Source organism: Vibrio syngnathi (genome assembly GCF_002119525.1).
GTDB classification, from domain to species: domain Bacteria; phylum Pseudomonadota; class Gammaproteobacteria; order Enterobacterales; family Vibrionaceae; genus Vibrio; species Vibrio syngnathi.
Window position 1 is genome coordinate 1,052,403 of record NZ_CP017917.1, and the last position, 25,216, is coordinate 1,077,618.

Consider the following 25,216-nt stretch of genomic DNA (forward strand, 5'->3'; position numbering starts at 1 on the left):
GTGGAATAATAATAAACATGGCGACAATAAACAGCAAATGACTAACGGCTTGATAAGATGACTATCACAACCTTACCTTGGCCTCACTCGCCTTGAGAGAAACCTCAACACGATGTGCCCTTCAAACCTAATCGTACAGTTTGCTTAACAAAGTGACTTTGGGCTTATGCAAGCTTCAGGGGTAAATGCTGACTGTGCAACATCTCACCCCTTCTGAATTAGGATTACCTTTAATTCTCTAATGCTACTTAGCTCTCATATCTAAAATCGGCATATTTTCACCGCCCAACATTGTTGCTGGTAGCTTTCCGTCCCAATTTTGAGCTTCGGTCAGTTTAATAATTAACGGGTTATCCCCAAGAGCTTTGGCCTTTGCATTAATCGCTTCTGCTTCAGCAAAACCTTTTAACTTAATCGCCTTAGCTTCAGCTATAGCGATAAGCTCAATACCATCAGCTTCGGCTTTTGCCGTATTTACGGCTCTTTGAGCTTCTAAGTTTTGTCTAGCCAGTTTATGTTTCTCGGCAGCTGCTAAGTTTTTCTCAGTCTGCTTCGTTTCGATTGAGGTAAGGTATTTTTGGGGTAGGGCTATATTTTCAATCTGTATATTATCTACGCTTACTGGAAACGCGGCCATTTCTTCAATTAAATTGGATTCAATCGCCTGAATAGCACTCGCTCTATCTTGAATTAACTGCTCTGCATCATACTTAGGAATAACATCCTTGGTTGCCGATCTAAACCTAGGGTCAAGAATACGAGCTTCAAATTGCGGAAGACCGCCATACTGTCTAAAAAGATCTAACGCTGCAGATTTATCTACCGTCCAGTTAACGGATACGACGACAGTGACTGGCATCTGCTCTTTTGTACTTGAGGCCATTTTCTCTTCATTCTTGCGTGTCCGAACTTCAATCTCTTCAACGCTGTCGATAAACGGAACTTTAAAATGTAAACCCGGGCTTACCTGTGTTTTCGCTTCACTAAAGCGCTTAACAATACCAATGTGCCCCTCATTAACAGTATAAACTGAACTAAAGAGAACAAAAGCAACGGCAATTCCGGCAGCTGCCTTCTTAATAGGTAAGTTAAATTTCTTCATTTCTACAGCTTGTTTCATGTTTTTATACCAACCAACTTATTATATGTGTAAATAGTCAATACTAACCTTTACGCCCGTAAGGAAGTGAGCCCCACAGAGCTAACCAAGTACACGGTATTCTTACCGTAACCACCGAGCGTAACGCATCATATTAATCCTTATTTTTTATTACTTGCCTGTTTTATATTCCATCACGAGCCTTACTATTTCATCGAGTTCCTCGCGTTCGTTTGACGAATATAACCCAGACTCTACAACACCAAGGTCATCGTTATTGAAAACACCGACACGTAACTCATACTTTTTGGTTAAAAGGTATCCAGCGATGCCAGTTATGGAAAACACACCAATACCAGCAAGTGGACGAAAAAGGAAAATAGGCAAACTAAACACAACCGTAATAAAGAACGACCTTGTGATTTTACTTTTAATGTCATGCTCTTTAACGTAGATATTTTCTAACGTATTAAGCCTAAGAGGCTTTGGGCTCTTCCTTGTTACAATCGAATCAGACTCAAGCCAAATATTCTTTTTGCCACTTCCCATTGTTCCTCCTCCATAAAGCCAACCAACTTAAAATACGATAAACCTATCTTTAACAACACCTTACCAATCAATACTTGCAAGGTAAATATTTAATGCGATTGATTCTCGCTACCTTATTTGGGCCTCACTCGCCTGGAGAGAACCTCAAAGCGATGTGCCTTTCAAATGCAATCGTACAATTTATTTAATAAAGTGGCTTCGGACTTGTTCAAAACTCAGGATTTAGTGCTGGCTGCGCAACACCTTAATCCTTATTTGTTGAGACTGAGCACCCATTATAGTTTTCGATATACTTACTGAAGCCTTTTAATTCGACATGCTTTTCGAAATGATGCTTAACTCCCTGCACCGTTGAATTATCTCTAATCCATTTTAGGATATCTTCATTTGTTATTAGATCTTCATGGCTATCTATTGCTCTTTTTAAAACCTTGATATGTACACCATTAACTCTCATACGGACATGAAGATGTTTTTTTGACAAAGATTGGTTACCCATTGCATTTAGTAAACGTTTCGGCAGTTTGTTGGACATACCAACAAAAACTTTATCTTGGCTTTCATATGTATAGAAACCAGAGGTAGTCTCACTTAAAAAGTCATCTATCACGAAATCAAATTTCGCCACACCAATATCAGGGAACAATAAATAGTCTTCATCTTTCAACGTAATGAACTTAGCAAATATTTCATTTTCCCCACCTTTATCACATGAGATGGTCAGCCCACTATTTTCTGTCTCATCATTATACAGTGATTCAATAAACACACTGTTTTCAAAATGATCTATTTTTTCGCTATAGACCCAGTTATCCGGACTTGTTGAAGCGCATCCTGAAACTGCTGTAATCACAGCAATAGTAATTATTCTTTTCACAATATATCTACCTCTCAATGATATTATTGTTCGTTTAACAAATGACATGGATTCGCCCCTCCCGAGGTTCTGCCACACTTATGTGATACTTAATTGCATCGGAGGCACCATGTCTGATTATTCTTATTTCTGTGGTATCGACCTAGCTAAAAACCACTTCAGTCTTCATGCTGTAGACCAAAATGGTAAGGTCATACGTCATAAGTCGGCAACTCGCTCTAAACTACTGACTAAAATAGAAAATATGCCACTGATGCGTAGATCCACATGATGACACAATCTTATCTTGGCCTCGTTCGCCTTAATAAAACCCCAAAGCGATGTGCCCTTCAAATGTAATTGTACAATTTACTTAATAAAGAGGCTTCGGGCTTGTTCAACACTCGGAATTTAGTGTTGTCTGCGCAACACCTTAATCCTTATTTGTTATGCCTTTCTTCCAAGTTCAGAATTTTGACCCAACTTACTGCTAAAAACGAACATACAACTAACTAAAATACCGATCTCGAAAAGCCGACATAGAAAAGATGCTGTCTTAAACACCAGACCAGATTCCATCCAAGGCATCACTATTTCGATTAGCACAGCGGCTAAAACCAAAGTATACCCAATGCGTTGATGCCATTTACCTAACACTGGAGAAAAATGGTGGAAAGCTAACAAATAGAGCACCGAAAATAAAGGCATTATAAACCAGGTGAAATACTCAAGAATTTCAATCAACGAGCTACCACCTTCGCCCAAAACCGTCATTAGAATCGGAATAATAAAATTGAGTAGCATGTAAAGAAACGGATATATAAGAATACCCAAGGCAAGATACCGAACTGATTTTTTAACTCTTATTTCCACTTGTACTGCCTTCTCAAGTTGGAGTAACGCATAACGCTTAAGTATTTATCCGCTGTCGTAGCACAATAGATAAATACCTGTTGGACTTGGCCGCTTCTATCTATGAAATTTGCTTTAAAGCGTACCTACGTTCGACTTTTATAGCTAGCAGAGGAAAACTGCAAGCCGTTCACTTTCCACTTCTAGCTACCAATTTGTCTACAGAGACTATACCCGTTGCATAATTTTTTTAAAAGCGAACAATGCCCCTCTCTCGCCATAACACAGCGATAGTTTTATGCATTATAATCAAGCAACTAGGTCACTCTGTATCCCCCTACTTTGCCAAAGCACTCAAAAATTCGGCTTCAAATTCTTCATCTGCTTCTCGGGTTAAGCATTCCACCAGCCAATTGATGCTTTGATGGTCTAGCTTACTGTTCACTACGAAGGCTTGCTTTACACCAGACTGTCCCAGCTTGGCAGAGCCGTAATTCTTGAATGATTTGTTGCCATGGTAATGGAGTGATTTAATCGCCTCCGCGTTAGACTCTGGCAACGCATCTAGTGTGTTGGCAAGCTGAATCACCAGCTCCATTGGGTTCTTAGATGATGAGATGCGATACAGAAAACCGCCCTCGACTCTTTGACGCACCCAGTAATCAAAACCGCTGCAATCCATCACCTTATCACTGACCAACGCGGCTTCACTGCGATAACCACATGGCTCTACAACAACAGGGGTGTGTTTGAACTCTGGTTGGCCTGATGCCGCATCGGTATGAGGCAAGATCAGGTCGCATGGTTTGCTGTCTTTGGCGGTAGGGGCATTCCAGTGGATAGGCATGAAAACTTGTTCACGGCGCATTTCTTTGGTCACCACCAAGCGTGCTTGGCATTCCCCTTGTGCGCTGCGTACTTTCACTACTTGGTTGGTAGCCCCTTGGCTAACACGATTTATAGTCGCGTGGTTAACAGCATCTAGCCCAAACTCTTCTAAGCCAAACTCTTCTAAACCAAGTGCAGCGACGGTATCTGGGTGCATGGCAACAAAAGGTTCTGGTGTGTGCTCACCCAAACCTGCGGCTAAGCCTGTGCGGCTCATGGTGTGCCATTGGTCTCGGATTCGACCTGTGTTCATGATAAGCGGGAATTCAAGACTGGTATCAGCAATCGGCTTGTCGTGTTCGACTGCAATAAACTGCGCTTTGCCTGATTCAGTAAAGAACTCGCCATTGGTGAACATGCGCTGCTCGATGATCTCTGGTTGATACTCAAGCACTGGCCACTGTTGTGGAGTCAGTTCGCCATAGCCTTTCTCATCCAGTTGCGTGAGTCCAATTAAGCATAAGTCACGGGCTTTACCTGTTTCGTTGCCGAGCGCCGTCATCTCGCAATACTCTTTGAAGATCTCACCTTCGTGGCGATAATCAAACTGCTCTTTGAATCCCATTTTCTGTGCCACTTCTTTTAATATCCACCAATCGGGTTTGGCTTCCCCTGGGCTTGGTAATATACGGCGTTGGCGTGAGATTCGACGCTCAGAGTTAGTCACGGTGCCCGACTTCTCGCTCCACCCTTGCGCGGGTAGCACCACATCGGCTAAGCGAGTGGTTTCCGTATCGGCAATGCAGTCAGACACCACCACAAATGGACACTTCTCTAATGCCGCTTTGATCTTTTCACTGTCAGGCAAGCTCACAACTGGGTTGGTCGCCATGATCCACACCGCTTTGATTTTGCCTTCATTCATGGCATCAAACAGGTCGATGGCTTTTAAACCCGCATGTGTGGCTAAGGTGTCGGTTTGCCAGAACTCGCTGACGGTTTGGTGTGATTGCGGGTCACCAAATTCAAAGTGCGCCGCTAAAGTATTGGCTAACCCGCCCACCTCTCGCCCGCCCATTGCGTTCGGCTGACCTGTTACCGAGAATGGCCCCATACCCGGATTACCAATTTTTCCGGTGGCTAAATGGCAGTTAATAATGGCATTCACCTTGTCACACCCTTGTGTGGATTGGTTTACGCCTTGGGAATAGATGGTGAGCACCTTCTCGTTCGATGCAAACAAACTGTAGAACTGTTCGAGTTGCTGTTCAGTAAGCCCTGTTAGCTCAGGAACGCTTTTGTCGCCCTTACTTGATTCTGTATAGCTTGATGCGGTATTACCTGATTCTGTATAACGGTAGTGAGTCGCAGAACGAATCGCTTCAGTAAAGCCTTGGGTATGGTTTTCTATGTAGTCGGCATCGAGCTGGTCGTTATCGTCGAGGTAGCCTAACAAGCCATTAAACAGCGCAACATCTGATCCTGACTCCAAAGCCAAGTGCATGTCGGCAATTTCACAAGTGTCGGTATAACGCGGGTCAATCACGATCACTTTTAATGCAGGATTGGCTTGTTTCGCGGTTCTTAACCTTTGGAAAAGTACCGGGTGACACCATGCGAGGTTTGAGCCTGTAATCACAACTAGATCGGCTTGGTCGAGATCTTCATAACAGACCGGTACTGTGTCTGCGCCAAATGCTCGCTTATGCCCGACGACGGTTGAAGCCATACACAGCCTAGAATTACTGTCGATGTTGCCACTACCGATGAAGCCTTTCATCAATTTATTGGCAACGTAATAGTCTTCGGTAAGCAGCTGACCAGAAACATAGAACGCAACCGAATCGGCCCCAAATTCTTCAATCGTTTGATTGAATTTGTCTGCGACCAACTGAGTGGCACTGTTCCAATCCAGCTCTTGTTTTTGCTTATTCTGAATACGAGCAGGCTGTGTTAGGCGTCCTAAAGGCGTGACGGTGTCGCCGAGCGCAATCCCTTTAGTACATAGCTTTCCATAGTTTGATGGATGATCTTTATCACCACGTACTTCTAGTTTTCCTAACGATGTCGGTCTCGCTTCTATTCCACACCCTACACCACAATAAGCACAGGTTGATTTTATCCAGCCGCTGTTTGAATCGGTCATCCGTTTCTCGCTCAATTATCCATAATTGTAATAACTCAAACCAAGCAAATAGCACGCCACTTAGCACCACCCGAACAAATTGAAATATTTTTGTTTAAAAACAACAACTTAATTAAATGAAAAATATCAACGCTGAACAAAATTGAGCTTAACCAAGATAGAAACTTAACTTTTGCACCATCTTGCAGAAAGTTGCACCACAAACGCTCATTTATATAAATCTAACAAAAATTTCACATACCACTTTAGGGGTAATTGCGTGCCACCTTCAATTTTTAACTATCTGAAATATATAGATTAAATTTTATTTAAATGAACAACTCGCAATCTGGCACCCTCCTTGCTCCACTAAAAACCAAGACTTAGAAAAAACATTTTTGTTTTTCTTGATGATTATGAATTGAGTGGAATCTCAACCCGGTATTCATCTGCTAACGACTAGAAATTAGATGCTAGTGATGGTGATGCCGAGAATAAGGAATGGATTATGAGCAAGAAGAAAATCGTCGTTGTTGGTAACGGCATGGTTGGACACAAATTTATCGACAACATCCTGCAGTCAGAGAGTGATGAGTTTGATGTGATTACTTTTAGTGAAGAGCCAAGGTTGGCCTACGACCGTGTTCAGTTGACCGCTTACTTCAAGCGCGGAAATGCTGATGATTTGGCATTAACCAGCGAAGAGTATTACCAAAGCAATGGCGTCAATTACCTTTTAAACGCGAAAGTCGCTCAACTAGACACTGACAATAAGTGCGTTGTGACGGAATCGGGACATACCGAGAGTTATGACACCTTGATTCTAGCGACCGGTTCATTCCCTTTTGTTCCCCCTATTCCCGGTAACGACCAAGAACACTGCCACGTTTATCGTACTATCGAAGATTTAGACGCCATTGAACTATCAAGTAAAAGCAGTAAGTCTGGCGTGGTCATTGGTGGTGGTCTGCTTGGCTTAGAAGCCGCAAACGCAGTCAAAAACCTTGGCTTGGAAACACATGTTGTTGAATTCGCGCCTCGCCTAATGGCCGTTCAATTAGATGACGGTGGCGGTGCCCTACTGCGCAGAAAGATTGAAGACCTTGGGGTGCAGGTTCACACCGAGAAAGCAACCTCTGAGATAGTCGCAGGTGAAAGCGCTCGCTACAGAATGAACTTTGCAGACGGCACCCACCTTGAAACCGATATGATCGTGTTCTCTGCAGGTATTCGCCCTCAAGATGCCCTAGCTCGCAGCTCTGATATCGCCATTGGTGAACGTGGCGGCATCGTGATTAATGATCACTGCCAAACCAACATCGACAACGTGTATGCGATTGGTGAATGTGCGCTTTGGGACAACAAGATCTTCGGCTTAGTCGCCCCTGGCTATTCAATGGCGAAAATCGCGGCAGCGCATATCTTATCGGACGGAACAAGCGACGCTTCGTTTACTGGTGCTGACATGAGTACCAAGCTCAAATTGCTGGGTGTTGATGTAGCGAGTATCGGTGAAGTACATGGCAAGACGGAAGGCGCTCAGTCGTATACCTATAACGATGAAATCGAACAAGTTTACAAGCGCCTGATCATATCGGCTGATGGTAAGAAGATTGTCGGTGCTGTTTTAGTCGGTGACGCCGAAGCTTACGGTTCGCTGCTGCAAATCAAACAAAATGACATGCCTCTTCCTGAAAACCCATCAGTGCTGATTTTACCTAATGTCGCGGATGATTCAGGCTCAGCGATGGGTGTTGAAGCTCTGCCTGATAGCGCCGTGATTTGTTCGTGTTTTGATGTGACCAAAGGCGATATCAAAGACGCCGTATCTGCTGGCTGCACCACCATGGCTGCATTAAAAGAAACAACCAACGCTTCGACAGGGTGTGGCGGTTGTTCTGCCCTTGCTAAACAGGTTCTGGATAGCGAACTGAGTAACCTAGGTGTGGAAGTCTCTAACGATATCTGTGAGCACTTTGCCTATTCTCGTCAAGAACTTACCGACATCATCCGCGTCAACAAAATCAAAACCTTCGATGAACTGTTAGATTCTCATGGAAACGGATTGGGTTGCACTGTGTGTAAGCCAGCAGTCGGTTCAATTTTGGCTTCTTACTGGAACGATTACATCCTCGAAGATCAACATATCGAACTGCAAGACACCAATGACATCTACCTCGGCAACATGCAGAAAGACGGCACCTACTCTGTGGTTCCGCGTATTGCTGGCGGTGAAATCACACCCGATAGACTAATCGTGCTTGGTGAAGTCGCTAAAGAGTTCGACCTTTATACCAAGATCACCGGTGGTCAGCGTGTCGATTTGTTCGGCGCGCAACTTAATGAACTGCCAATCATCTGGAAAAAACTAATCGATGCGGGTTTTGAAACAGGCCATGCCTACGGTAAATCGGTACGTACCGTGAAATCGTGTGTGGGTAGCACTTGGTGTCGATACGGCGTCGACGACAGTGTTGGCTTAGCGATTCGACTAGAAAACCGCTACAAAGGCTTACGCTCACCACACAAGATCAAGTTTGCGGTTTCTGGCTGTACTCGTGAATGTGCAGAAGCTCAATCAAAAGACTTTGGCATTATCGCCACCGATAAAGGTTGGAACCTCTACATCTGTGGTAACGGCGGTATGCGCCCTCGCCATGGTGACCTTTTCGCTACCGACCTTGATGAAACCACTCTGCTGCAATACATCGACCGCATTCTGATGTTCTACACTCGTACCGCAGATCGCCTACAACGCACATCAGTATGGATGGAGAACCTTGAAGGCGGCATTGAATACCTCAAGCAAGTCGTGATTGAAGACAAGCTCAACGTTGCTGAAGAACTTGAAGCCGATATCGCTCTCAACATCGAAAAATACCAATGTGAGTGGAAAACCACCATCGAAAACCCAGAAAAGATGAAACGCTTCCAGCATTACATCAACAGCGAAGAAATGGATACCAGCCTGTCATTCATCAAAGACCGAGAGCAGCGTTTTCCTAAGCCGAGCTTAAGTGATTCATCTGAGAAAGTTCGAAATGAAGCCCTCACCAAGTCTGAAAAAATTGAAGTTACCGAAGTTTCGTAAGCCGAATTGCTGGTGAGTGAATCAGTAACAACTAAACCCAATATCGATAGTCGACAGTGGCGCAGCCCAAGAAAACTGCTGTCGGCTATCACCCTAATTGAATTGATTATTAGTTTTATGTTTTGACTAGGAGAAAGTCATGGAAAATTGGACAACCGTATGCAGCACCCGCGACCTAACCCCAAACGGTGGTATTTGCGCCAAAGTAGACGATAACCAAGTGGCTATTTTTTACTGTAAGCGCAGTGACACGCTTTATGGGCTCTCTAATTACGATCCTGTTGGCAAGGCGAATGTGATGTCACGTGGTATCATTGGTTCATTAAGCGGTGAGCCTTACGTAGCCTCACCCTTATACAAGCAGCATTACCACTTAGAAACTGGCGCGTGCCTTGAACACCCCGATCTCAAGCTCGTGAAATTTGAAGTTCGCAAGCAAGGAGAACAGGTTCAGGTTCTCGCACCGCTTGCTATCGCCAGTTAACTAAACGCCGACATCATCCTGCGAACGCGTTATCAGCGTGAGCAATTTCGGCACAGGGTTTAGCACATTCAAGCGTTAGAATTTCGAAATAACGCACGAGCTAAAACCGGGTAATTTCCAGATTTAAGGGATTTAAACCATGGATAACACAAAATTTTCGCTGCTTTCATTTACGGGTAAGATGAAAACCTTACACCTAAGTTGGATGGCCTTTTTTATCACCTTTGTTGTGTGGTTCAACTTTGCCCCACTACTGCAAATGGTAAAAACGTCGCTTGGTCTTTCTACTGAAGAGATCAAAACACTGCTTATTCTCAACGTTGCATTGACCATTCCGGCGCGTGTCGCTATTGGTATGTTAACCGACAGATACGGCCCAAGATTGGTCTACTCTTCGTTACTCGCTGTCTGTTCTATCCCTTGTTTTATGTTTGCTATGGCAGACTCTTTCATTCAAGCGGCGATTGCTCGTTTCCTACTTGGCTTCATTGGCGCTGGCTTCGTTGTCGGTATTCGCCTTGTGTCTGAGTGGTTCCCACACAATGAACTGGGTACCGCAGAAGGTATTTATGGCGGTTGGGGTAACTTTGGTTCAGCTGCAGCAGCATTCACGCTTCCAACTCTGGCTTTAGCATTTGGTGGTGAAGACGGCTGGCGTTATGCGGTCGGTATTACTGGCGTAATGAGCTTAGCGTTCTCGTTTATCTTCTACAAAAATGTAACGGATACACCAAAAGGTTCGACTTACTTCAAACCGGCTCAAGTAACGGCAATGGAAGTGACATCAAAGGGTGACTTTTTCTTCCTACTTATTATGAAGATCCCGATGTATGCCGCACTAGCGCTACTGACATGGAAGCTATCACCAAGCAACATCAACATGTTGTCTGACATGGCGGTTTACTCTGTGTATGCAGGTTTGGCTGCGCTTTACGTGTACGAAGTGTCGCAAGTTTGGAAAGTAAACAAGAACGTATTTAAAGAAGAAGTACCAGAGATTCACCAATACAAATTCAAGCAAGTTGCGGTACTTAACGTATTGTACTTTGCGACATTTGGTTCTGAACTGGCTGTTGTTTCTATGCTGCCACTGTTCTTCTCTGACACCTTTGAATTAACACCGGTTCTTGCGGGTATGGTTGCATCGGCTTATGCCTTTATGAACCTAATGTCTCGCCCAGGTGGTGGTTGGATTTCAGATAAATTCGGTCGTAAACCAACACTGCTTATTCTAACGATTGGTCTTGCTGTGGGTTACTTTGCAATGGGTCAAGTCGACAGCACATGGCCTGTATGGCTAGCGGTTGTCGCAGCGATGGCGTGTTCTTTCTTCGTGCAAGCGGGTGAAGGTGCAGTATTCGCAACAGTTCCTCTAATCAAGCGTCGTATGACAGGTCAGATTGCTGGTATGACCGGGGCTTACGGTAACGTGGGTGCGGTAGTTTACCTAACTGTGTTGTCATTCGTGAGCTACCAAACGTTCTTCTTAGTGATTGCTGCAACAGCGGTACTTGGCTTTGTAACTCTACTGTTCATGGAAGAGCCTAACGGCCAAATTGCTGAAGTGAATGACGACGGTAGCGTGACCTTGATTAACGTATCGAGCTAACCACTCATTGAATCGGGAGTAGTACCGAGGTTGGTATTACCGCTTTGGTGCTTCGTTCAAAGGCTCTACGTTCACTAGAGCTTTTGTTCTTCCTAGGATGTTCTGCCAAGGAAGCGGGAAGAAGAACAGTTAAGAAGAAGATCAGTTATGACAATTTCATTCAGCCAAGGGCAAGTCGTCACGCCAGAATCCAATAACCAACTGACTTTGAAGTTTGGCGGCTATTCGAATAAAGGCATACGTGATGAAAATCAAGACGCCATCATTGTAAAGCACCCCAAAACTCGTACTGAGCAAGAGTTGAAAGGCAGTGTCGCCTGCATAGCAGACGGCGCGAGTTGCAGTGAACACGGCCAGAAAGCCAGTCACACCAGCGTGATGCAGTTTATCGACGACTATTACGCCACTCCAAATAGCTGGAGTATTCAGCGTTCAGCACAGAAAGTCTTAACGTCCCTCAATTCTTGGCTCTTCAACACGTCTGTTTCTAATATTCATCCCGCACAACAAGTTAACCATAACGCGCTCGTTTCCACCTTTAGTAGCGTGATATTGAAATCCAACACCGCGCATATATTCCATGTGGGTGACAGCCGAATTTACCTATTAAGAGATGGTGAACTGCGCCAACTGACTCGCGACCATACTCGTAAAACTATGGGGCAGAAGCATTACCTGACGCGCGCCTTAGGCATGGATAATCAACTCAACGTTGACTATCAAACCCTGCCTATCAAGAAAAACGACTGCTTTATCCTCACTTCGGATGGTGTGCATGAATTTGTCTCGCCCAACACCTTCAATGAACACATCGATAAGCCTGGAGCGGATTTTGAATACGCAGCACAAACGATCTGTAACACCGCGTTAAGCCACAACAGTTCAGACAACGTGAGCTGCTTGATTGTGCAAGTTAGTCATCTACCTAAGCCTTCGCTCATCGAGTTCCATGAAAAACTGGCCAAACGTGCCATCCCACCCGCGTTAAAGCTCGGGCAAAGTATCGACAACTTTATGGTGCTTGAGGTGTTGTATGCAGGCTCTAGAAGCCATGTGTATCGTGTGATGCAAAAAGAGACACAAACCGAGTTCGTGTTAAAAGTCCCTTCCGTTCAATATCACGACAGCCCGTCGCAACTGAGAGCTTTCTTTAATGAACAATGGGCTGGCATCTTGCTGAACAATAAGAAGGTAATGAAGGTCTACCCGACGCCAGAGAACTCGCAATTTTTATATCAAATCTGCGAATGGGTAGAAGGCATCACGCTAAGACAATGGATGTACGACAATCCAAAGCCGTCACTCAATGAAGTACGCGACATACTAGAAAAAATCACACAAGGCATTCGAGTATTGCAACGTGCGGATATGGTGCACCGAGACTTAAAGCCCGAGAACATTATGCTTCAACATGATGGTGAGATAAAAATCATCGACCTTGGCGCTGTATTAGTCAGAGGACTTGAAGAAGGAGAGCTCGCAGACAAAGACGACACTCCATTAGGTGCGGTCAATTACATTGCACCCGAGACCATCAAACATAACAGCGCGACTACAAGCTCTGATCTGTTCTCTATTGCTGTGATCGGCTATGAGATGCTAACCGGTGAATTGCCCTACTCTGAAATGACCGCACAATCGCTTAAACAATCTCGTCATCATCAGTGGGAATACCAGCCCATCACTCAGAAACGAACTGACTTACCAAGCTGGGTGGATTTGGTGTTACAAAAAGCCTGCGCGGAATCACCGAGCGAACGTCATCAAGTGTTAGGGGATTTTGTGGCAGACCTTTACACACCAAACCAAAGCTTGGTCAAAAGCAAAGCCAAGCAACCTTTGATAAACCGAAACCCGATCCAGTTTTGGAAAGTGTTGGCTTTGTTGCTCGGCATTGTTGCCATTGTAGAGTTGGGCTTATTGCTTAGCTCGAGTTAAATCCAAGTTCGAGTTAATTACAGGTTCGAGCTAAACGCGAAGCTTCTAGCTAACCCTAAAACTCGAGCTAGCCTCGTTTCACTAAGCTTCTTGGTACGAGCTCAATGCCAGCTTGATAGCGCTTAGCCGATGCATTTAGCGCCAAAGCAAAAGCGCTATCGGCAATCACTTCGAATTGCTGTGGCAGTGAATGGACTTTAAAAGGTAAGAAGTCCAATAAACGGTTATCACCAAAGGTCGCCAGTTTTACTTGATTGATCAGCTCTGGCTTTTCAACCATCACATCCAACACACCCTCTAACAAAGTGTAAGACATAGTCACAATCGCATCAGGCACCGTGCCTTTAGCTATCCAGTCTTCAAAAACCTCTCGTCCAGATTCCCTATCAAAGTGCTCACCATAACCCACAACCATCGGCTTGTTGTTTGTTAGCCCTGTTTGTTGAGTATGCGCTTTGTTTGCGGCTTCAAAACCCAACTGACGTTCACGCGAAATGTTCAGATCAGGTAATGCACCGATCAAACCAACACTGTGAATGCTGTCATCAAGAATCGAATGCGTCAGTTCAAATGCGGCTTCGAAATCTTCACTGAGTACGCAAGCAAAGTGCTCATCATCTAACGGACGGTCAATTGCGATCACAGGCGTTCCTGAATTTTGCAACTTTAAGTAGAACTCGTTGGCGTCTGGCATTGAGCTCGCAACCAGCAAGGCATCAATACGACGACTTACCAAAGCTTCAGCCACTTTTCGTTCGGTTTCGGCATCATCATCAGAACAACCAATCAATATCTGGTAGCCCACTTTACGGGAGTTCTGCTCTATCAATTTAGCTAAACGCGCGTAACTACTGTTTTCCAGATCCGGAATAATCAAACCAAATGAACGGCTATTACCAGCGCGCAACGACGAAGCGGCGTGGTCTGGACGGTAATTATACTCTTCTACAACCGCCATGACTTTCTGTTGAGTCTTTTCACTGATTCTGTATTTCTGCGCCTTGCCGTTGATGACATAACTGGCTGTGGTTTTCGATACTCCAGCCAACTTAGCGATTTCATCAAGTGTCATATGAGTGACCTGTATTTTGTGCGTAGGATCATATAACGAATGATCTGATCCCTGGATTAGTTGAATTATATGCTGAATCGATTCAGTATAAAAGCTGAAAGGATTCAGCAAAATCTGAAAAGTGACTTCAATCATCCTTTTGTATGGATTGAGCGTCATTTGTTGTTAATAAGCTTTTCATTATTTACGAATCGTAACCGAAGCAAATTAACGACACGCAGCAAACTATTTTGAAAACCAAAATCGGCTTTGCTGAATTTTTTTACACTAAATGCTGAACCGATTCAGCCAGGATGAAACAAAGAGCAAGCAAAGAGTAAAGTTCACTAATTCTTGCTCTAGTTGGAATCGTAGCGACACACAAATTCTCAAGCGATACGCTAAAGAGGCACCATGCTTAAATTATCAAAATCTGACATCACTCTAGGCCAAACGGCCAATGATAAGTTCCAAGCAATCCAAAATATTGCAGGCGACCTAACAGCCAAAGGCTTAGTTGACTCTGGCTACGTTGAAGGAATGCTGAACCGTGAAAACCAGAACTCTACGTTCCTTGGCAACGGTATCGCGATTCCTCATGGAACGACTGACACTCGTGGCCTAGTGAAAGAGACAGGCGTTGCGGTACACCACTTCCCTGAAGGTATTGATTGGGCAGACGGCAACCGTGTTTACGTTGCGATTGGTATTGCCGCTAAATCTGATGAGCACTTAGGCATTCTTAAGCAACTGACCAAAGTGCTAGCGGCAGACGGTGTTGAAGAGAAATTAAAGCAAGCAAAATCAGAAGACGAAATCATCGCCCTACTTAATGGCGAAGTTCAGCTAGAAGCAGACCTAGACGCTTCTTTAGTTCAGCTGCTGTTCCCTGCGAGCGACATGGTTCAAATGTCGGCAGTTGCGGGCGGCCTACTTAAGAACACAGGTTGCACAGACAATGCATTCGTTGCTGACTTAGTAACAAAAACACCGACTCACCTAGGCCAAGGCCTGTGGTTATTGGGCAGCGATAAAGGCGTAACTCGCACTGGCGTATCGTTTGTTTCAACAGCAAACCATTGTGAGTACGAAGGCACACCTGTTAAAGCATTGGTGGCATTCGCCGCTTGTAACAGCGCGCACCAATCTATTCTGGCAAACCTAAGCAAGATGGTTTTCGAAGGTAAACAGCAACAACTGTTAACCGCTGATATTGCACAAGTGATTGGCCTTCTAAAAGGTGAAGCGGTTTCTACAGCGTCTCAAGACGATGACAACTGCGTGGTATTCAAAATCAAAAACGCGCACGGCCTACACGCTCGTCCGGGTGCAATGCTAGTCGCTGAAGCGAAGAAGTTTGAATCAACTATCCGCGTTTCAAACCTAGATGGTGACGGAAAAGAAGTGAACGCGAAGAGCTTGATGAAAGTAATCGCACTTGGCGTTAAACACGGCCACCAGCTTCAGTTTGTTGCTGAAGGTGAAGATGCAGCACAAGCACTTGAATCGATTGGTAAAGCTATCGCTTCAGGCCTTGGTGAAGGTTAAGGAATCGATATGTCTGATAAACAAATCAAAGCCGTTACCGTTACGCTAAACCCTGCTCTCGACCTGACAGGCGCTATCGACGCACTTAACGTAGGTTCAGTGAGCTTAGTGAACAAAGGCTCTTTGCATGCAGCGGGCAAAGGCGTAAACGTAGCAAAAGTACTTTCAGAGCTTGGCGCAAAAGTCACCGTAACAGGTTTCCTTGGTCGCAATAACGAAGAAGCTTTTTGCCAACTGTTCGGACAGATGGGCGCAACTGACCGCTTTATTCGTGTCGACGGCGCAACTCGCATCAACGTGAAGTTAGTAGAAGAAAGTGGTCAAGTTAGCGATATCAACTTCCCTGGAGTAGCGGTAACACCGATTGCCATCGAGCAGTTTGAGCGCACTCTATTCGGGTTAGCTGAAGACCACGAATATTTCGTGATTGCAGGCAGCTTACCTCAAGGCGTTTCACCTATGTTATGCGCATCGTGGATTCAAAAACTTCACGATATGGGCAAGAAAGTGTTATTCGACAGCAGCCGTGAAGCACTTAAAGCGGGACTCGATGCACAACCATGGCTGATCAAGCCAAACGATGAAGAGCTATCTCAGTTATTCAACGCAGAACTGACAACACGCGACCAATGCCAACACGCAGGCCAAGCCCTAAGTGAAAAAGGCATCGATAACATCGTTGTGTCACTTGGTGCTGAAGGTGTGATGTGGCTTAACCAAGGTGAGTGGTTACACGCTCAACCTCCGCGCATGCAAGTAGTAAGCACGGTAGGTGCAGGTGACACCTTAGTTGCTGGCCTATGTTGGGGTCACATGCAACAGATGCCAAAACCAGAACTTATTCAATTCGCAACCGCCCTATCTGCTCTAGCAGTTTCACAGGTAGGCGTGGGTGTAACCAGCCAACAAGAGCTGGATTCAGTACGACAAAATATCCAATTACAGGCGCTTAGTGCTCCAACTAGTCAGTTAGACACAAGTAAATAGGACAAAGGGATTATTATGAATATTACCATCATCACAGCTTGCCCAAGTGGCGTAGCAAACAGCATCATCGCAGCAGGCTTGTTAGAGCAAGCTTCAAAAACACTGGGTTGGAACGCCGCTATTGAATGTCAATCTAGCGTATTACCTAACTCTCCAGTATCACAAGACACGATCGACAGCAGCGACGTTGTCGTTATTGCTGCCAACACAAACGTTGATAAAGCGCGCTTTGTTGGCAAAAAAGTGTACCAAGCAGCTATCTCTGAATGCACAGCAGATGCAAAAGCATTTCTAGAGAAAGCGGTAGCCCAAGCAACAGTACTAGACGCATCTCAAGTTGAAAGCACTGTTGAAGTGACCGGTACTTCAGCAAACTCTTCTATAACAGCAAGTACAGGCAGCAAAAAGATCGTAGCGATTACCGCTTGCCCGACTGGCGTTGCACACACCTTTATGGCAGCAGAAGCACTTGAAGCAGAAGGCAAACGCTTAGGTCACCAGATCAAAGTGGAAACTCGCGGCTCAGTAGGTGCGAAAAACCAACTGACAGACCAAGAAATCGCAGACGCTGATCTTGTTATCATCGCTGCCGACATCGACGTTCCTCTTGATCGTTTTAACGGCAAAGCGCTATACAAAACCACAACAGGTCCTGCTTTGAAGAAAACAAAGCAAGAGATGGAAAAAGCGTTCGCAGAAGCTAAACCATACCAACACACTGCTTCTTCAAATTCAGCACCTGCTGACGAGAAGAAAGGCGTGTACAAGCACCTAATGACAGGTGTATCGCACATGCTTCCTGTAGTTGTTGCGGGTGGTTTGATCATAGCTCTGTCTTTCGTATTCGGTATCGAAGCGTTTAAAGAAGAAGGCACACTAGCAGCAGCATTGATGACTATCGGTGGTGGTTCTGCATTCGCTCTAATGATTCCTGTTCTTGCTGGTTTCATTGCATTCTCAATTGCTGACCGTCCGGGTCTGGCTCCAGGTCTAATCGGCGGTATGCTGGCTAGCTCAACGGGCGCAGGTTTCCTAGGTGGTATCGCAGCAGGTTTCATTGCGGGTTACGCAGCAAAATTCATTGCCGACAAGGTTCAACTTCCACAATCCATGGAAGCCCTCAAACCAATTCTGATCATTCCGTTTATCGCGAGTTTGTTCACTGGTTTGGTCATGATTTACATCGTTGGTGGTCCAGTTTCAGGCGTGATGAGCGCAATGACAGACTTCCTAAACAACATGGGAACGTCTAATGCGATTCTTCTGGGTGTGATTCTAGGCGCAATGATGTGTTTCGACCTTGGTGGTCCAGTAAACAAAGCGGCTTACACGTTCGGTGTTGGTCTATTGGCTTCACAAACTTACGCACCAATGGCCGCAATCATGGCAGCAGGTATGGTTCCGGCTCTAGGTATGGGCCTTGCAACTTTCCTAGTGAAAGACAAGTTTGAAGCAGGCGAGCGTGAAGCAGGTAAAGCATCATTCGTTCTTGGCCTATGTTTCATCTCTGAAGGTGCAATCCCATTCGCAGCGAAAGACCCAATGCGTGTTATTCCAGCATGTATGGCAGGTGGCGCACTAACGGGTGCTCTATCAATGATGTTCGGTGCACAACTAATGGCTCCACACGGCGGCTTGTTCGTACTGCTAATTCCTGGCGCTATCTCTCCAGTTCTTATGTACCTAGTAGCGATTGCAGCAGGTACAGCAGTAACAGGCTTTGGTTACGCAGCTCTTAAAAAGATGAGCAGCGATAAAGTGACAGCAGAGGCTTAATCCCCCTACTCTGTTTAGCGGTTAAAGCTGACGAACAGAGGCTCTTGATAAAACAGTTCCTTACTAAAACTGTTCCTTGGTAAAACTGTTCCTTAGTAAAACAAAGGCTCCTCAATTGAGGAGCCTTTTTTAGTTTATGTGTCCCGTCCAGAAAGACATTGAACAAAGAGGTCATTTGCTTAGCTAGTCAGCGTATCTTCAAACACACCCAGCTTGCGACCAAGCCAAATTGCTCGAACTGTGTGGTCTAGCGTTTCTTCACCGCCAGTTACCGGGTGAATAAGCACCGACATATCACCGCGTTCTTGCTCAAGCCATTCAACAATACCCGACTCTTTGTTTGCAAAGTGAATCTCGAACATTGGCATCTTATGTGGGCCAACCAAACGCTGTATTAATGGGAAAGTCTCTAACACATCTTTACGTTCCGATAGAATTTTCTGACGCAGTGTTTCTGCCTGCTCTGCAAATCGCAGAGGGAAATAGATATGACCGTGGTACATGGCACCATCCTTTAGAATTATGATGTCGCAAGTTTATACCTAAACCGCATTCAATAGCTAAATCTAAATAGGTGAGCTTGCTTTCGGAAGGATCAATTTGAAATGGGAAAACTAGAGTTTGTTATTCGAAGTAATCAAAAACAAACTCTAGTTATGTACAGCGAGTTAATTTTGAAGCGACTAAGGCTTAAGCTTCAACACTCGGTCAATATCTTCAGCGGAATGGCGCTCTGGTACTTGCTCCCACTCTTCGCCAAATGAACGGTTAACTACTCGGCCGCGTTGGAAACCTTCACGCGCTTCAAGTTGCTTCGCCCAGCGCACAACATTCGTGTAAGACTCAACTTGTAGGAACTCAGCTGCATCATAAATTTTGCCTAGCACAAGGTTGCCATACCAAGGCCAAATCGCGATATCAGCAATAGTCAGCTCTTCGCCCGCAACAAAAGTGTTATTCGCTAACTGTTTATCTAACACGTCTAACTGACGCTTAGCTTCCATCGCAAAGCGGTTAATTGGGTACTCTTGCTTTTCATCAGCGTAAGCGTAGAAGTGACCAAAACCACCACCTAGGAATGGTGCCGAGCCTTGCGCCCAGAACAACCAGTTAATGGTTTGTGTTCTTGCTGCCCCTTCTTTTGGTAGAAAGTGACCAAATTTTTCAGCTAAGTGCATCAAGATAGATGCCGATTCGAAAACATTCACGTCTTCAGCACCAGACTTATCAACGAGTGCCGGTATTTTGGAATTTGGATTCACTCCAACAAAACCAGAAGAGAACTGTTCAGCTTCACCAATGTTGATCAAGTACGCATCATATTCAGCTTCTTTAACACCCGCCGCTAACAACTCTTCCAGCAAGATGGTGACTTTTTGACCGTTAGGTGTACCAAGAGAATACAATTGAAAAGCATGGTCACCGACAGGAAGTTCTTTATCAAAGCGAGCGCCAGATTCAGGACTATTGATGTTTGCCCACTTATTACCACCAGCAGTATCGTTAACCCAAACTTTTGGCGGAGTGTATTGTTCTGACATGATATTTCCTTATTAATATAGGGTCTCACAAACTGATATTAGGTCACATACCTGTAGTTAAAACCCCTGAATACGATTTATTTTCAAACTGTTAAGCATGGCTTATTCCAGAAAGACATAACTCGATTTATGGGATAGCACACGTAAAAGATAAATACCCAATCAGATCTAAGCCACATACCCGCCAGCACGAAACATGATTTAGTCACGACATGCCTACAGGTTAAAGAAAGCTGTGATAAAATCGGGATATTACAATTAATAAGGATTTGGCAATGTCTTCAGATTACACAGGTTCGAGTGCTGCGTACGCTCGCCAAGAGAAAGGCTACCGCGAAAAAGCACTAAAACTGTACCCTTGGGTTTGCGGTAAATGTGCACGTGAATTTGTTTATTCGAACTTAAGAGAGTTGACTGTTCACCACGTGGATCACGACCATACAAACAACCCTGAAGATGGCAGTAACTGGGAGCTACTGTGCTTGTACTGTCACGATCATGAGCACTCAAAATATACAGATCATGACCGTTACGGCGTGGATGCAAAAGCCCGTTTAGACGATCATCAGTCAGCGACACACAACCCGTTCGCTGATCTAGCGAAGTTGATGAAGAAATAAAACACCTTCAGGGCTGCCTTTGTTTGATGGTAGCGGCTAGATATTAGATAAATAACAAGAAACCCCAGTATGTCACCATACTGGGGTTTCTTTTATCTGCCTTAGACCTAGAGTTCACTCAAGTTAAGACCAGATCAAAAAGAGCCTTCCGAAGAAGGCTCTTTTTAGAATTCTGTATTAGTTCTGCAATTATGCAGACGCTTGTTTACGAGACTCTTCAACCTGTTTAGCACGCTTTTTAAGCGTCAACTTATCGCGGTATGCAAACCAAACGTAAGTAACAACCACTAAGAAGAACAGGTATGACAACGAGAATATGAATGGCGATTGAATAATGTCGTTTGAGATACCCCAAGAAACACCGATAACCGTCACTGCAATTTTCGCAAAGAAGCCACACATTAATAGCATCAAAGCCAACTGTGGGAAGCGTGTGCTGCGGAATGCAAGCCAGTAACAACTACCCACCGCTAACGCAGCGATATAGAAGCCGAATAAGAAAGAGTGAATATGGTCAGCTGCTGCTACACCACCAGAAATTGACATCAATAAAATTAAAAACAGTTTCATAATACTCGCCTCACCATAAGTTGGAAACGCATCCTTTCAAATTTGGAATCTTTGTTTGCGTACTATTTTCCCACTTTTCACGGACAACACAACCCCTCAAATCGAACAAAATGTAAACAAAGGTGCTAACAAAAAGCCGAGTTAACAATCATTTAACATACTGTTTTTAATAAACCTCCGTTACCCCTTGTCTCATATGAACAAAGCGTCATTTCGATTTATTTTGTTACACAAAATTAACCTTAGAAAATATTTAAAATAATTCGTAACTCTGTGATATCCGCACGGGATACGTGGACAATCTGAAATGTGTACCGAAGAATCCCTTAAAAAATAAGCCCGCCACGCTAAAAAGAACAAAACAGAAAGGTATTTAACACAATTTCAAAACCAACAAAAAACAACCCATTAACAACTTTGGGTTTATTTACCAAAAATGGAAAAAGAGATTCCAATCACATTTTTATTGGTTATAATCCGCGCTCTTTTGCGCTGTCTGTTGATAAACGCAAACTAATTTTTAAGAAACAATCACAATAACCCGTCTTTAGTTAAGTGGCTCACCACTGACCAACGACAAAACTGAGAATAAAAATGAGCAAGATTGATAAAGCATCACGTATCCTGCTAGCAGGCTTCTGTATCAACCTTTGTCTTGGCATCCTGTATGCTTGGAGTGTATTTAACAAGGCGCTAGTGACTGAAGCTGGTTGGAGTGCTGCTGAAGCATCTTCACCTTACGCTATTGCAACTATCACATTCTCTGTTTGTCTTCTTGTTGCAGGCATCCTACAAGACCGTATGGGTCCACGTAAGATCCTTATCCTTGGTACAGCGCTTACTGGCCTTGGTATGATTGCTTCTGGTTTCGCTACAACGCCTATGATGCTAAACCTAACGTTTGGCGTGATGACAGGTGCTGGTATCGGCTTCGGTTACGCATGTCTTTCTCCATCTGCAATGAAATGGTTCCATTCTTCTAAGAAAGGTATGGTTAACGGTCTAATCGCTGCAGGCTTTGGTCTTGCTGCTATTTACCTAGCACCGCTAACTTCTGCGCTTATCGATAGCATGGGTATCCAAACAAGCTTTATGATTCTTGGTGTTGGTGTACTTGCAATCGCAGTACCTCTAGCGGCAACAATCAACAACCCACCAGCGGATTACACGCCAGCTGAGCCTAGAGTAAAAGAAGGCCAAGCACCTAAAGCGGTTAAGAAGACTGAAGACCTAACGTGGAAAGTAATGCTGAAGACTCCTCAGTTCTACTCTCTATGGATCATGTACGCATTTGCTGCTTCTGTTGGTCTTATGATCATCGGCAACATTACTACGATTGCTAGTGTTCAAGCGAACCTACCAAACGCAGTTTACTTAGCGTCTATCCTTGCTGTATTCAACTCAGGCGGCCGTGTTGCTGCGGGTATGCTTGCAGATAAAATCGGTGGCGTACGTACTCTACTTCTAGCGTTCATCCTTCAAGGCGCGAACATGGCTCTATTCGCTACGTTCAACTCTGAATTCACGCTAATCATTGGTACGGCTATCGCAGCTGTTGGTTACGGTACACTTCTAGCAGTATTCCCAACACTAACTGCGGAATTCTATGGCCTGAAAAACTACGGTACGAACTACGGCGTGCTTTACACGGCATGGGGTATCGGTGGTGCTATCGGTGCTGCGGTTGTTGGTTACTCAATGACGAATGGCGAAAGTTACGCCCTAGCTTACACAATCTCTGCAGCTATGATGGCAGTGTGTATTGTTCTAGCTATCGTGACTAAACCAATCTCAGAAGCGAAAGCAACAGAACTTAAGCAAGCAAGCGCTTAATTCAGTTCTCGATTGATTAAAAATAGAAAGAGCTTAACCTTAGGGTTAGGCTCTTTTTGTATCAAGCGACTAATCCATTGACGATAGAAACCACTCCTCAGCTCTCCCCTACTTATTATCTCGACAACTTCAATCGACTGATTGAACACGCTCAAACACTCTATCCAGATCTGCTGAGTGACGATGAATGCCATTGGTTGTCTGAATACAAGCGTCTTTCAGTTGCAAGCCAGTGTCTAATGATTCGTTTGCTTTCTCGCAAGGGCTGCTGGTTTCGAAGTGATAAGCTCAACTATGCTGAAATTCAAGACCTGAAAAGCGCACTACAAGAGCTAAACGCATCGAACTTCATTGCGTTAAGCCACCCTACCGAACAACATAACCTTGTCATTAGTGATCTCGAATTAGGATTGCATCTACTGACTAAACCAGAGCTGTTCAGCGCATTCCCATTTCTTATGAACTATAAGACAGCGAAGAAAGACGAACTCTTGGCTTTGCTCGATCACCAACCTTTTGATCAGTTCCGAAACTTGTCGTTCGATTGTATTTACGTTGTCAAATCTGAAGTTATTGATGCCTTGCTGCTACTGTTCTTTGCCAATACTTATCAAGACCTAAGCCAATTCGTTCTTAGCGATCTTGGGCTCAACACTTTCGAAAACTACCCATTAAGTAAACAGCGTCGTTTCTTCATCTCTAGAGAACAGCTCAATCAACTGCTCCAGATACGTGATATTCAACGCTTGTATTCAGAAGGGGACCGCAAAGACGGTGAGTTTCTTGAGCAGCTTTTAAACTCGATTCCTGAAGAATCAGAGCACAGAAGCATTGCCAGAAAACGATCGCGTTTGATCAATGATATCGCTCGCGATCTAGAAAGGCTCAACCAAAACGATCAAGCTGTCTTTTGGTTCAAACAATCCGTACTTCCCCAAGCAGAGAACGACTTGCACGCATCTATGACAAGCAAGATGAGCTAAACTTAATGTGTGACATTGTCACGAAAATGAAAGCAAATCCATCAGATGTATCAGAGCTGGAAGTCGCTATTAAGCTTGAAAACAGGCTACTACGGAAACAGGGCCACAAAGTTTCACGAACTATAAAACCGAGCTGCAAAGAGATAAAACTGGAATTAGACCTCAGCCAAACGCGAGTTGAACTTGTGGTGAAGCAACACTTGGAAAACCAAGGTTGGGAAGTCTACTTTTCAGAGAACAGTTTTTTATGTGGATTGTTTGGCTTAGCCTTTTGGGAAGTGATTTTCGCAGACGTTGAGAGTGCATTTATTAATCGTTACCAACATCGCCCTCTGGATCTGTATCATTCAAATTTCGTAGACAAACGAGTTGAACAGATCCAGGCTGCGTTTCAAACCATATCCGAGCAAGGACTAAACCAATTGCTTGATATCTACGACCTGAAATACGGTATCGCAAATCCATTCGTTCATTGGAACCATTTCCCTAAAGCACTCATTGAGCACAGTATGGAGGCTATTCCGAACGCCTTAATCGTCGAGCTATTCAAAGTGATATTGAGTGATCTAAAGCTATTTAGAAATGGGATGCCGGATTTGATTGCGTTCAAGGACGATGAATTTCATTGGATTGAGGTCAAAGGGCCCGGCGATAAATTGCAAGACAACCAGTGGCGATGGATCAAAGAGTTCGAGCGATTATCTGTTCCATTCTCGGTTTGCTACGTCAATCATTAGATAGTTGCCTAGCTCTAGTCTCTAGTCTCTAGTCTCTAGTCTCTAGTCTCTAGTCTCTAGTCTCTAGTCTCTAGTAAATAACTTACATCAATATCTTATCTATAAAATAATCAGAACATGAGCTTTTTCAATCATTTTC

At 44.4% G+C, this 25,216-nt stretch carries 18 protein-coding genes and 2 pseudogenes; 11 read left to right on the plus strand and 9 right to left on the minus strand.

The window, feature by feature from the left end:
* Positions 1-244 precede the first annotated feature (244 nt).
* The 3 genes from K08M4_RS19495 to K08M4_RS19505 all read right to left on the minus strand — a co-directional run bounded on the left by K08M4_RS19495 (position 245) and on the right by K08M4_RS19505 (position 2,573).
* Positions 245-1,120 (minus strand): prohibitin family protein, encoded by an 876-nt coding sequence (locus K08M4_RS19495; RefSeq protein WP_157665763.1) that lies wholly within the window; start codon positions 1,118-1,120, stop codon positions 245-247.
* Positions 1,121-1,270: 150 nt separating this feature from the next.
* Positions 1,271-1,648 carry a hypothetical protein gene (locus tag K08M4_RS19500; RefSeq protein ID WP_086051100.1) on the minus strand — a complete coding sequence of 126 codons (378 nt, stop codon included), beginning with the start codon at positions 1,646-1,648 and terminating at the stop codon, positions 1,271-1,273.
* Between the two features lie 244 nt (positions 1,649-1,892).
* Positions 1,893-2,573, minus strand: coding sequence for a hypothetical protein (locus K08M4_RS19505; protein ID WP_086051101.1), 681 nt, complete (start codon positions 2,571-2,573; stop codon positions 1,893-1,895).
* Positions 2,574-2,634: 61 nt separating this feature from the next.
* On the opposite strand from K08M4_RS19505, the pseudogene K08M4_RS22035 reads away from it, so the two are divergent.
* Positions 2,635-2,784 (plus strand): annotated as a pseudogene (locus tag K08M4_RS22035) (IS110 family transposase); the annotation flags it as partial.
* 167 nt (positions 2,785-2,951) lie between these two features.
* Here K08M4_RS22035 and K08M4_RS19510 read toward each other — a convergent pair.
* Together K08M4_RS19510 and K08M4_RS19515 are read right to left on the minus strand one after the other, a co-directional pair.
* Positions 2,952-3,377, minus strand: coding sequence for a hypothetical protein (locus K08M4_RS19510; protein ID WP_012600813.1), 426 nt, complete (start codon positions 3,375-3,377; stop codon positions 2,952-2,954).
* A 316-nt stretch (positions 3,378-3,693) separates the two neighbouring features.
* Complete coding sequence (locus K08M4_RS19515; RefSeq protein ID WP_086051102.1) at positions 3,694-6,345, minus strand: molybdopterin oxidoreductase family protein; 2,652 nt, start codon at positions 6,343-6,345, stop codon at positions 3,694-3,696.
* Between the two features lie 472 nt (positions 6,346-6,817).
* On the opposite strand from K08M4_RS19515, the gene nirB reads away from it, so the two are divergent.
* The 4 genes from nirB (at position 6,818) to K08M4_RS19535 (ending at position 13,431) form a co-directional block, all read left to right on the plus strand.
* Entirely contained in the window at positions 6,818-9,400 is a 2,583-nt protein-coding gene (nirB, locus tag K08M4_RS19520) for a nitrite reductase large subunit NirB (RefSeq protein ID WP_086051103.1), read from the plus strand.
* 139 nt (positions 9,401-9,539) lie between these two features.
* Complete coding sequence (gene nirD / locus K08M4_RS19525) at positions 9,540-9,884, plus strand: nitrite reductase small subunit NirD (RefSeq protein ID WP_086051104.1); 345 nt, start codon at positions 9,540-9,542, stop codon at positions 9,882-9,884.
* 139 nt (positions 9,885-10,023) lie between these two features.
* On the plus strand, positions 10,024-11,493 hold the full coding sequence (locus tag K08M4_RS19530; RefSeq protein WP_086051105.1) for a NarK family nitrate/nitrite MFS transporter: 1,470 nt from the start codon (positions 10,024-10,026) through the stop codon (positions 11,491-11,493).
* A gap of 147 nt (positions 11,494-11,640) precedes the next feature.
* Positions 11,641-13,431, plus strand: coding sequence for a bifunctional protein-serine/threonine kinase/phosphatase (locus K08M4_RS19535; RefSeq protein ID WP_086051106.1), 1,791 nt, complete (start codon positions 11,641-11,643; stop codon positions 13,429-13,431).
* A 67-nt stretch (positions 13,432-13,498) separates the two neighbouring features.
* On the opposite strand, the gene cra is transcribed toward K08M4_RS19535, so the two are convergent.
* Positions 13,499-14,503: a catabolite repressor/activator gene (cra, locus tag K08M4_RS19540; protein ID WP_086051107.1), complete on the minus strand. Its 1,005-nt coding sequence runs from the start codon at positions 14,501-14,503 to the stop codon at positions 13,499-13,501.
* A gap of 393 nt (positions 14,504-14,896) precedes the next feature.
* On the opposite strand from cra, the gene fruB reads away from it, so the two are divergent.
* Genes fruB through fruA form a run of 3 tightly spaced genes read left to right on the plus strand, consistent with a single transcriptional unit; the run spans position 14,897 to position 18,793 of the window.
* The gene (gene fruB / locus K08M4_RS19545; RefSeq protein ID WP_086051108.1) at positions 14,897-16,030 is read left to right on the plus strand and encodes a fused PTS fructose transporter subunit IIA/HPr protein; all 1,134 of its coding nucleotides are present in this window, start codon (positions 14,897-14,899) and stop codon (positions 16,028-16,030) included.
* A gap of 9 nt (positions 16,031-16,039) precedes the next feature.
* Positions 16,040-17,017, plus strand: a complete 978-nt coding sequence (pfkB, locus tag K08M4_RS19550; protein ID WP_086051109.1) for a 1-phosphofructokinase — start codon at positions 16,040-16,042, stop codon at positions 17,015-17,017.
* Positions 17,018-17,032: 15 nt separating this feature from the next.
* Entirely contained in the window at positions 17,033-18,793 is a 1,761-nt protein-coding gene (gene fruA / locus K08M4_RS19555) for a PTS fructose transporter subunit IIBC (RefSeq protein WP_086051110.1), read from the plus strand.
* A gap of 179 nt (positions 18,794-18,972) precedes the next feature.
* Here fruA and K08M4_RS19560 read toward each other — a convergent pair whose 3' ends face one another.
* Together K08M4_RS19560 and yghU are read right to left on the minus strand one after the other, a co-directional pair.
* On the minus strand, positions 18,973-19,296 hold the full coding sequence (locus K08M4_RS19560) for a DOPA 4,5-dioxygenase family protein (protein WP_086051111.1): 324 nt from the start codon (positions 19,294-19,296) through the stop codon (positions 18,973-18,975).
* A gap of 180 nt (positions 19,297-19,476) precedes the next feature.
* The gene (gene yghU / locus K08M4_RS19565) at positions 19,477-20,334 is read right to left on the minus strand and encodes a glutathione-dependent disulfide-bond oxidoreductase (RefSeq protein WP_086051112.1); all 858 of its coding nucleotides are present in this window, start codon (positions 20,332-20,334) and stop codon (positions 19,477-19,479) included.
* Between the two features lie 275 nt (positions 20,335-20,609).
* On the opposite strand from yghU, the gene K08M4_RS19570 reads away from it, so the two are divergent.
* Positions 20,610-20,954, plus strand: coding sequence for a YajD family HNH nuclease (locus K08M4_RS19570; RefSeq protein ID WP_004730279.1), 345 nt, complete (start codon positions 20,610-20,612; stop codon positions 20,952-20,954).
* 189 nt (positions 20,955-21,143) lie between these two features.
* On the opposite strand, the gene K08M4_RS19575 is transcribed toward K08M4_RS19570, so the two are convergent.
* Complete coding sequence (locus K08M4_RS19575) at positions 21,144-21,524, minus strand: NADH:ubiquinone oxidoreductase (protein WP_086051113.1); 381 nt, start codon at positions 21,522-21,524, stop codon at positions 21,144-21,146.
* A 594-nt stretch (positions 21,525-22,118) separates the two neighbouring features.
* Between K08M4_RS19575 and K08M4_RS19580 the strand changes: the two genes are divergently transcribed.
* Both K08M4_RS19580 and K08M4_RS19585 read left to right on the plus strand, forming a co-directional pair.
* A complete protein-coding gene (locus K08M4_RS19580; protein ID WP_086051114.1) occupies positions 22,119-23,357 on the plus strand; it encodes an L-lactate MFS transporter in 1,239 nt (412 codons plus the stop codon).
* 56 nt (positions 23,358-23,413) lie between these two features.
* A pseudogene (locus K08M4_RS19585) lies at positions 23,414-25,077 on the plus strand (VRR-NUC domain-containing protein).
* The last annotated feature ends 139 nt before the right edge of the window (positions 25,078-25,216 follow it).

Bases quoted from the DNA above. Each gene is read 5' to 3' on its own strand.
- K08M4_RS19495 (WP_157665763.1), bottom strand. From the start codon at position 1,120: ATGAAACAAGCTGTAGAAATGAAGAAATTTAACTTACCTATTAAGAAG.
- K08M4_RS19580 (WP_086051114.1), top strand. From the start codon at position 22,119: ATGAGCAAGATTGATAAAGCATCACGTATCCTGCTAGCAGGCTTCTGT.
- K08M4_RS19575 (WP_086051113.1), bottom strand. From the start codon at position 21,524: ATGAAACTGTTTTTAATTTTATTGATGTCAATTTCTGGTGGTGTAGCA.
- pfkB (WP_086051109.1), top strand. From the start codon at position 16,040: ATGTCTGATAAACAAATCAAAGCCGTTACCGTTACGCTAAACCCTGCT.
- fruB (WP_086051108.1), top strand. From the start codon at position 14,897: ATGCTTAAATTATCAAAATCTGACATCACTCTAGGCCAAACGGCCAAT.
- fruA (WP_086051110.1), top strand. From the start codon at position 17,033: ATGAATATTACCATCATCACAGCTTGCCCAAGTGGCGTAGCAAACAGC.
- K08M4_RS19560 (WP_086051111.1), bottom strand. From the start codon at position 19,296: ATGTACCACGGTCATATCTATTTCCCTCTGCGATTTGCAGAGCAGGCA.
- K08M4_RS19505 (WP_086051101.1), bottom strand. From the start codon at position 2,573: ATGTCATTTGTTAAACGAACAATAATATCATTGAGAGGTAGATATATT.
- nirB (WP_086051103.1), top strand. From the start codon at position 6,818: ATGAGCAAGAAGAAAATCGTCGTTGTTGGTAACGGCATGGTTGGACAC.
- K08M4_RS19530 (WP_086051105.1), top strand. From the start codon at position 10,024: ATGGATAACACAAAATTTTCGCTGCTTTCATTTACGGGTAAGATGAAA.
- K08M4_RS19570 (WP_004730279.1), top strand. From the start codon at position 20,610: ATGTCTTCAGATTACACAGGTTCGAGTGCTGCGTACGCTCGCCAAGAG.
- cra (WP_086051107.1), bottom strand. From the start codon at position 14,503: ATGACACTTGATGAAATCGCTAAGTTGGCTGGAGTATCGAAAACCACA.
- K08M4_RS19535 (WP_086051106.1), top strand. From the start codon at position 11,641: ATGACAATTTCATTCAGCCAAGGGCAAGTCGTCACGCCAGAATCCAAT.
- yghU (WP_086051112.1), bottom strand. From the start codon at position 20,334: ATGTCAGAACAATACACTCCGCCAAAAGTTTGGGTTAACGATACTGCT.
- nirD (WP_086051104.1), top strand. From the start codon at position 9,540: ATGGAAAATTGGACAACCGTATGCAGCACCCGCGACCTAACCCCAAAC.
- K08M4_RS19500 (WP_086051100.1), bottom strand. From the start codon at position 1,648: ATGGGAAGTGGCAAAAAGAATATTTGGCTTGAGTCTGATTCGATTGTA.